Annotated in this window: 9 protein-coding genes; 3 read left to right on the forward strand and 6 right to left on the reverse strand. The window is 69.2% G+C overall.

The annotated features are described in order from the left end of the window. Nucleotides 1-53 precede the first annotated feature (53 nt). Together mqnE and ACFU99_RS24630 are read right to left on the reverse strand one after the other, a co-directional pair. Nucleotides 54-1,220, reverse strand: a complete 1,167-nt coding sequence (gene mqnE, locus ACFU99_RS24625) for an aminofutalosine synthase MqnE (RefSeq protein ID WP_384395432.1) — start codon at nt 1,218-1,220, stop codon at nt 54-56. Nucleotides 1,221-1,323: 103 nt separating this feature from the next. Then, nucleotides 1,324-1,779: an Lrp/AsnC family transcriptional regulator gene (locus tag ACFU99_RS24630; protein WP_384395418.1), complete on the reverse strand. Its 456-nt coding sequence runs from the start codon at nt 1,777-1,779 to the stop codon at nt 1,324-1,326. A 119-nt stretch (nt 1,780-1,898) separates the two neighbouring features. Here ACFU99_RS24630 and ACFU99_RS24635 point away from each other — a divergent pair, with 119 nt between their 5' ends. Beyond that, nucleotides 1,899-2,039, forward strand: a complete 141-nt coding sequence (locus ACFU99_RS24635) for a hypothetical protein (RefSeq protein WP_363225760.1) — start codon at nt 1,899-1,901, stop codon at nt 2,037-2,039. Nucleotides 2,040-2,044: 5 nt separating this feature from the next. On the opposite strand, the gene ACFU99_RS24640 is transcribed toward ACFU99_RS24635, so the two are convergent. The 3 genes from ACFU99_RS24640 to ACFU99_RS24650 are packed head-to-tail and all read right to left on the reverse strand — an operon-like array spanning nt 2,045 to nt 5,138. Continuing rightward, nucleotides 2,045-2,725: a UbiX family flavin prenyltransferase gene (locus ACFU99_RS24640; protein ID WP_384395420.1), complete on the reverse strand. Its 681-nt coding sequence runs from the start codon at nt 2,723-2,725 to the stop codon at nt 2,045-2,047. A 38-nt stretch (nt 2,726-2,763) separates the two neighbouring features. Then, on the reverse strand, nt 2,764-3,681 hold the full coding sequence (gene mqnP, locus ACFU99_RS24645) for a menaquinone biosynthesis prenyltransferase MqnP (RefSeq protein ID WP_384395422.1): 918 nt from the start codon (nt 3,679-3,681) through the stop codon (nt 2,764-2,766). After that, nucleotides 3,681-5,138 (reverse strand): menaquinone biosynthesis decarboxylase, encoded by a 1,458-nt coding sequence (locus ACFU99_RS24650; protein WP_384395424.1) that lies wholly within the window; start codon nt 5,136-5,138, stop codon nt 3,681-3,683. The genes mqnP and ACFU99_RS24650 overlap by 1 nt, the downstream gene beginning before the upstream one ends. Before the next feature lie 86 nt (nt 5,139-5,224). Here ACFU99_RS24650 and ACFU99_RS24655 point away from each other — a divergent pair, with 86 nt between their 5' ends. Further along, a complete protein-coding gene (locus tag ACFU99_RS24655) occupies nt 5,225-5,644 on the forward strand; it encodes a PLD nuclease N-terminal domain-containing protein (RefSeq protein ID WP_384395426.1) in 420 nt (139 codons plus the stop codon). 246 nt (nt 5,645-5,890) lie between these two features. Further along, nucleotides 5,891-7,318 (forward strand): alkaline phosphatase family protein, encoded by a 1,428-nt coding sequence (locus tag ACFU99_RS24660; protein WP_384395428.1) that lies wholly within the window; start codon nt 5,891-5,893, stop codon nt 7,316-7,318. A gap of 42 nt (nt 7,319-7,360) precedes the next feature. Here ACFU99_RS24660 and ACFU99_RS24665 read toward each other — a convergent pair whose 3' ends face one another. Continuing rightward, the gene (locus ACFU99_RS24665; protein ID WP_384395430.1) at nt 7,361-7,921 is read right to left on the reverse strand and encodes a Uma2 family endonuclease; all 561 of its coding nucleotides are present in this window, start codon (nt 7,919-7,921) and stop codon (nt 7,361-7,363) included. Nucleotides 7,922-7,983: the final 62 nt, after the last annotated feature.

Genomic DNA, 7,983 nt, shown 5'->3' on the forward strand with positions numbered 1-7,983 from the left:
GGCGGCCGGGGTCTCGACGGGTGCGGGCGGTGTTCCCTCGGAGAGGGACGGGCTCAGACGCGCATCGGCTGCGGGGACTCGCGCCGCGCCGGGTCCGGGCCGTCGTACTCGCGGATGATCTCGTAGCGCGTGTTGCGCTCGACGGGGCGGAAGCCCGCGTCCCGGATCAGGTCCAGCAGATCGTCACGGGTCAGCTTGTTCGGCGTCCCGTAGTTGTCCGCGTCGTGCGTGATCTTGTACTCGACGACCGAGCCGTCCATGTCGTCCGCGCCGTGCTGGAGCGCGAGCTGCGCGGTCTGCACGCCGTGCATGACCCAGAAGACCTTGACGTGCGGGACGTTGTCGAAGAGCAGCCGGGAGACCGCGAAGGTCTTCAGGGCCTCGGCGCCGGTCGCCATCGTCGTACGGGCCTGGAGCCTGTTGCGGACCTTGCCGTCCTTCATGTCCACGAAGTCGTGCTGGTAGCGCAGCGGGATGAAGACCTGGAAGCCGTTCGTCTCGTCCTGGAGCTCGCGCAGGCGCAGGACGTGGTCGACGCGGTGCCGGGGCTCCTCGATGTGCCCGTAGAGCATCGTGGCCGGGGTCTTGAGCCCCTTCTCGTGCGCCAGGCGGTGGATGCGCGACCAGTCCTCCCAGTGGGTGTCGTGGTCGACGATGTGCTGCCGGACCTCCCAGTCGAAGATCTCCGCGCCGCCGCCGGTCAGCGACTCCAGACCGGCCTCGATCAGCTCGTCGAGGATCTCGGAGGCGGGCAGCCCGGAGATCTTCTCGAAGTGGTGGATCTCGGTGGCGGTGAACGCCTTGAGGGAGACGGTGTCGGGCAGCGCCTCCTTGAGGGCGCTGAGCGAGCGCGGGTAGTAGCGCCACGGCAGGGTCGGGTGCAGCCCGTTGACGATGTGCAGCTCGGTGAGGTTCTCGCCCTCCATGGCCTTGGCCAGGCGGACGGCCTCCTCGATGCGCATCGTGTACGCGTCCTTCTCCCCCGGCTTGCGCTGGAAGGAGCAGTACGCGCACGACGCGGTGCACACATTGGTCATGTTGAGGTGGCGGTTGACGTTGAAGTGCACGACGTCGCCGTTCTTGCGGGTGCGCACCTCGTGGGCCAGGCCGCCCAGCCAGGCCAGGTCGTCGCTCTCGTAGAGCGCGACGCCGTCCTCGCGGGTCAGCCGCTCCCCGGACCGGACCTTGTCCTCCAGCTCGCGCTTGAGTCCCACATCCATTTTCGATGCAGTCATCCGGTCGCCTCCACTACATGTCCATGTGTCTGCTGTCGCCGTCGGGCCTCTGTCCGTTATCGCCGTACGGGCCTCGTCGAGCCTACGCCTACGGCTCCTCGGGGAGCTCCCCGACCCGGTTCTCCCACTTCGTGGAGAGCACGATCGTGGTGCGGGTCCGCGAGACGCCGCGGGTGCCGGAGAGCCGGCGGATGGTCCGCTCCAGCCCGTCCACGTCGCCGACGCGCGCCTTGAGCATGTACGAGTCGTCGCCCGCGATGAACCAGCAGTCCTCGATCTCCGGCAGGTCGCGCAGCCGCCGCGCCACGTCCTCGTGGTCGGCGGCGTCGGAGAGGGAGATGCCGATGAGGGCCGTCACGCCGAGGCCGAGCGAGGCGGCGTCGACCGTCGCGCGGTACCCGGTGATCACGCCCGCCGCCTCCAGGCGGTTGATCCGGTCGGTGACGCTCGGCCCCGAGAGCCCCACCAGCCGGCCCAGCTCCGCGTACGAGGCTCTGCCGTTCTCCCGCAGAGCCTGGATGAGCTGCCTGTCCACCGCGTCCATACGCCTGACACCTTCCATTAATCAGCGAACTCGCAGTTTTGCATGTAGAATCTAAGGCGTACAGGGCAGATGCCCTGCAAATCCGTCACACGATCACAGCAGATCTAGGAGTGTGTCCCGTGTACACGATCGAGATGGCCTACGCCCGGATGCGTGAGCTTCAGGACGAGGCCAAGCGTTCGCGTGCTCACCAGCCCACCGCTGCCGCCGCCCGCCGCACCGGAACGATGTTCCGCACCGCGCGCGCCAAGAAGCGCTGAGCTTTCTAACCCTCACGAGAGCCGCCACCGAGCTCTCCCTCCCAGCGGCGGTACAGCCGGTGCGGCACCCCTGCCGCGTCGAGCACCCGCCCCGCGACGAAGTCCACCAGATCCTGGATGTGCGTCGCCCCCGCATAAAACGCCGGAGAGGCGGGCAGCACCACGGCGCCCGCCTCGTCCAGTGCCACCAAGTGCTTCAGCGTCTGGCCGTTCAGCGGCGTCTCGCGCACCGCGACCACCAGCGGCCGCCGCTCCTTGAGCGTCACGCTCGCCGCCCGCTGGAGCAGATCCTTCGAGAGTCCCAGCGCGACCCCGGCCACACAGGCCGTCGACGCGGGCACGATCAGCATCCCCTGTACGGGGTACGAGCCCGACGACGGCCCCGCGGCCAGATCCCCGGCCGCCCAGTACCGCACCCCCGACACATCGACGTCGAAGACGCCCGGCTTGCCGTCGGCGCCGCGGGCCAGCCACGCCGCCAGATCCTCGCGCCAGTGCGCGTCGCGGAAGCTGATGCCCGTCTCGTCCAGCAGGGTCAGCCGCGAGGCGCGGCTGACCACCAGGTCCACGTCCTCGCCCGCGGTCAGCAGCGCCCGCAGCACCGCCGCGGCGTACGGGGTCCCGGACGCGCCGGATACCCCCACCAGCCACGGGCGGCGTGCTCTTGTGTGTTCGTACGGCTCCACGGTCCGAGCCTATCCGGCCGCCGCGGGCCCCCGCCCCGCTAGACCGTCAGTCCCCGCACCACCAGATCGAGCAGCACGCACACGAACAGCGTGATCCCGATGAACCCGTTGGTCTGGAAGAACGCCCGGTTCAGCCGGGACAGGTCGTGCGGCTTGACGATCGTGTGCTCGTAGCAGAACGCCACCGCCACGACCGCCAGGCCGATCCAGAAGAACACCCCGGCATGGGTGGCCACCCCGTACCACGCCAGCAGCGCCGTGGTCAGCGCGTGGCAGACCCGCGCCCCGTACAGCGCGGCCGGGACGCCGTACCGGGCCGGGGTCGACTTCACGCCGTGCGCCCGGTCCGCCTCCACGTCCTGGGAGCCGAAGATCAGGTCGAAGCCGCCGATCCAGATGCCGACCGCGAGGCCGAGGATCACCGCCTCCCACGACCACTCCCCCGTGACCGCGAGCCACGCGCCGATCGGGCCCATCGCCTGCGCCAGGCCCAGGATCGCGTGCGGGAAGTCGGTGAACCGCTTCCCGTACGGATAGACCACCATCGGCACCACGGCGATCGGCGCGAGCGCCAGGCACAGCGGGTTCAGCGCCGCCGCCGCGCCCAGGAACACCACGACCGCCACCAGCGCGCCGGTCCACGCGGAGCGCACCGACACCGCGCCCGTCACCAGCTCGCGGCCGGCCGTGCGCGGATTGCGGGCGTCGATCTCGCGGTCGATGATCCGGTTGCAGGCCATCGCGAAGGTGCGCAGCCCCACCATGGCGACGGTCACCAGGAGCAGCCGCCCCCAGTGAACCTCCTTGTCGAGCCGGTACATCGCGGTGAGCGTGGCGATGTACGCGAAGGGCAGCGCGAAGACGGAGTGCTCGATCATCACGAGCCGCAGGAACGCCCGCACCTTGCTGCTGGGCTGCGCGGGCCCGGACCCCAGTACGCCTTCGGCGGCCGACATCACAGCCCGTACTCCTTCCAACGCTTCGTCACTCTTTCGGCGACCCCCGGGTCCGACTCGACCATGTGCGGCCAGCCGCCGTCGCGCGTGTACCCCTCCTCGGGCCACTTCGCGGTCGCGTCGATGCCCGCCTTGCCGCCCCAGAACTGCTGGTACGAGGCGTGGTCGAGGTGGTCGACCGGGCCCTCGACGACGGTCAGGTCGCGCGCGTAGTCCGTGTTCCCCAGCGCCCGCCAGGCGACCTCGTGCAGATCGTGGACGTCGCAGTCGGCGTCCACGACCACGATCAGCTTGGTGAGCGACATCATGTGCGCGCCCCAGATCGCGTGCATGACCTTCTGCGCGTGCTTGGGGTACCGCTTGTCGATCGCGACGATCGCGCAGTTGTGGAAGCCGCCCGACTCCGGCAGGTGGTAGTCCACGATGTCCGGCACGATGATCTTCAGCAGCGGGAGGAAGAACCGCTCGGTGGCCCGGCCGAGAGGGCCGTCCTCCGTCGGCGGCCGGCCCACCACGATCGACTGGAGCAGCGGCCGCTTGCGCATCGTGACGCAGTCGATGGTCAGCGCGGGGAACGGTTCCTGCGGCGTGTAGAAGCCGGTGTGGTCGCCGAACGGCCCCTCCGGCAGCATCTCGCCCGGCTCCAGCCACCCCTCGATGACCACCTCGGCCTGCGCCGGGACCTGGAGCGGAACGGTCTTGCAGTCGACCATCTCGATCCGCTTGCCCTGCACGAACCCCGCGAACAGGTACTCGTCGATGTCGCCGGGCAGCGGCGCGGTCGAGGCGTACGTCACGGCGGGCGGCGCCCCGAAGGCGATCGCGACCGGCAGCCGCTCGCCGCGCCGGGCCGCCACCTGGTAGTGGTTGCGGCTGTCCTTGTGGATCTGCCAGTGCATGCCGATGGTGCGCTTGTCGTGGCGCTGGAGGCGGTAGAGGCCCAGGTTGCGCACGCCGGTCTCGGGGTGCTTGGTGTGGGTGAGCCCCAGGTTGAAGAACGAGCCGCCGTCCTCGGGCCAGGTGAAGAGCGCCGGCAGCTGCTCCAGGTCGACGTCGTCGCCCGTGAGCACCACTTCCTGTACGGGCGCGGCGTCGCCCTTCACCTTCTTCGGCGGTACGTGCGTCATGTTCGCGAGCTTCCCGAACGCCTCGCGCACCCCGACGAAGCCCTGCGGCAGCTCGGGCTTCAGCAGCCCGCCGATGCGGTCGCTGATGTCGTCGTAGGACTTCAGCCCGAGCGACTTCAGCAGCCGGCGGTCGGTCCCGAAGACGTTCATGGCCAGCGGCATCGCCGCGCCCTTCACGTTCTCGAAGAGCAGCGCCGGACCGCCCGCCTTGTTCACCCGGTCGACGATCTCCCCGATCTCCAGATAGGGGTCGACTTCGGCCTTGATGCGCTTGAGGTCGCCGTCGCGCTCAAGGGCTCTCAGGAATGAGCGAAGATCGTCATAAGCCATGCCATCAAGTATCAAGCACGCACTACCCTTGTCCCGTCACGGGGGCCGCCGACCGGCCCGTTCCTTATCTCTGGGGGCTCGCCACCATGCTCAGGTATCTGCCGTTCCTGCTGATCCTGGCCCTGTGGATCTATGCCTTCATCGACTGTCTGAACACCCCGGAGCAGGAGGTCAGGGGCCTGCCGAAGCTGGCGTGGGTGTTCATCATCCTGCTCTTCGGCGAGGTGCTGATCGGGCCGATCGCCTGGCTCGCCGCGGGCCGCCCGCGCGCCGCCGCGGGGTCGGGCGCGGGGCCGGGGGCCGGGCCGAGGCGGAGCTGGGTGGCGCCGGACGACAATCCCGAGTTCCTGAAGTCCATCCGCGAGGACGGGGCGTCCGAGGAGAAGCGGGCGCGGGACGAGGAGCTGCTCAAGAGCTGGGAGGCGGATCTGCGGCGGCGCGAGGAGGAGATCCGCCGCAAGGAGGGCGGACCGGAGGACGCTCCGCCGTCGCCGCCGAAGGGCTGAGCGGCACGGCCTGAGCGGCACGGACGCAACCCTTACCGATTCGGCTCGTACGGACTCCGTACGGGCCGTTCCGCTGTCCGGCTGAGGCCGATCGGGGCGCAAGACGGCCACATCAGTCAACTCCCGTCTCTTCACAGCCATTTGTTGCATCGTTCACGTATTGACTCCTGCCCTTGGTGCGCGCGCGCCGCGAGAGTCGGGTCGGCCCATTGGGGCCGGTATGCGATTCGAGCGAGAGGGACACCCATGCCCGACATGACCCGACGCAGACTCCTCGGCTCGGCGGCGGGCGCGGTCGGCGGCGCGGCGGCGCTGTCGCTGCTGCCGCCGAGCGTGCAGAAGGCGGTGGCCGCCGGACCGGAGCGGCACGGCTCGCTGGACGACATCGAGCACGTCGTGCTGCTGATGCAGGAGAACCGGTCGTTCGACCACTACTTCGGCACCCTCAAGGGCGTACGCGGCTTCGCCGACCCCGACGCGCTGCGGCTCCCGGGCGGGCGCCCGGTCTTCTACCAGCCGGACGAGGTAAACCCCGAGGGGTATCTGCTGCCGTTCCGGCTCAACACCCGCAAGAGCAGCGCGCAGGCGATCCCCTCCACGAGCCACGCGTGGGCGGTGCAGCACGAGGCGTGGAACGGCGGGAAGATGGACCGCTGGCTGCCCGCGCACCGCAAGGCGGACGGGAAGAACGGCCCGTACGTGATGGGGTACCACACCCGGCAGGACATACCGTTCCAGTTCGCGCTGGCCGAGACCTTCACCATCTGCGACAACTACTTCTGCTCGGTCTTCGGCCCGACCTGGCCCAACCGGCTGTACTGGATGACGGGCACGATCGACCCGTCCGGTACGCAGGGCGGCCCGATCACCAACAACACGGCGCCCACGCCGTACCGGTGGACCACGTACGCCGAGCGGCTCCAGCGGGCGGGGGTGAGCTGGCGCGTCTACCAGCAGCAGGACAACTACGGCTGCAACATGCTGGAGAACTTCAAGATATTCAAGGACGCGAAGCCGGGCGATCCGCTGTACGAGCGCGGGATGCGCAAGCTCGCGGCCGACGCCTTCGAGGAGGACGCCCGCAACGACCGGCTGCCCGCGGTGTCCTGGATCATCCCCACCAGCACCGAGTCCGAGCACCCGGACTATCTGCCGGCCGCGGGTGCCGACTTCGTCGCCCGGAAGATCGAGGCCATCGCGTCCAACCCGGAGGTGTGGCGCAAGACCGCCTTCATCCTCAACTACGACGAGAACGACGGCCTCTTCGACCACGTGCCGCCGCCCACGCCGCCCGCCGGGACGAAGGACGAGTTCGTACGGGGGCTGCCGATAGGCGGCGGCTTCCGGGTGCCGTGCACGATCATCTCGCCGTGGACGGTGGGCGGCTGGGCCGCCGGGGACGCCTTCGACCACACCTCGGTGCTCCAGTTCCTGGAGCACTGGACGGGCGTCGAGGAGCCCAACATCACCGACTGGCGCCGCGACACCTTCGGCGACCTCACCTCCGCCTTCGGCTTCCGCCACGCGGCCCACCGCCCGCCGCGCCTCCCCCACGACACGGCCCGCCAGCTGGAGCGCGCCAAGTGGGAGGTAGCCAACCTCCCCAAGCCCACCCTCCCCACCACCGACCAGAAGCCGCCCCACCAGGAACGCGGCCACCGCAAGCGCCGCTGACCCTCCGGGTCGGGCACACCGGCCTCGCGGCTGACGAGTGGGTCAGTCGCGGGGCCAGTCCGTGGTCTCGATAGTGATGCCGGTGCCAGGAAGATCGAAAGCGACGCCGAAGGCGTAGGTGCTCACGTCGTCGTATTCGTCGCCCTTGGGCATGTGATGGACGTGCACGAAGCCGCGCTTCGGGTCGGCGATGACGTAGGTGGGAACTCCTGCGCGGGCATACGTCACGAGCTTCGCGTCGTAATCGTCGCGGCGGCTGCCTCGCGAGACGACCTCGGCCACCATTTCGACGTCGCGGTAGCTGTGGTTGCCGTTGTCATCCTCCTCCGCGCCCTCTTTCACCAGCGCGACGTCCGGTACGTACCCATTGAGGACCCCGGGGAAATCGACGCGTACGTCCCAGAGGATGTTCGCGTTGCGTCCCAGCGCATCCATCAAGGTCACCGTCAACAACTGGATGATCCTTGAGTGCACCTTGCGCTGCGGGTTCAGGACGATCTCCCCCTCGATGATCTCCGCGCGGTAGTCCCCGGGCACGTTCATGCCCTCTATCACCGCGAACATTTCGTCCAGCGCGGCCGAGTCCTCCACTGCGGCGGTCATCCGAACCTCCCTAGCCGATTGATCCGAGTCTACGGTCGTAGGTGCCCCGATCGCCCGTGCTC

Source organism: Streptomyces sp. NPDC057654, assembly GCF_042800135.1.
Taxonomy (GTDB): Bacteria; Actinomycetota; Actinomycetes; order Streptomycetales; family Streptomycetaceae; genus Streptomyces.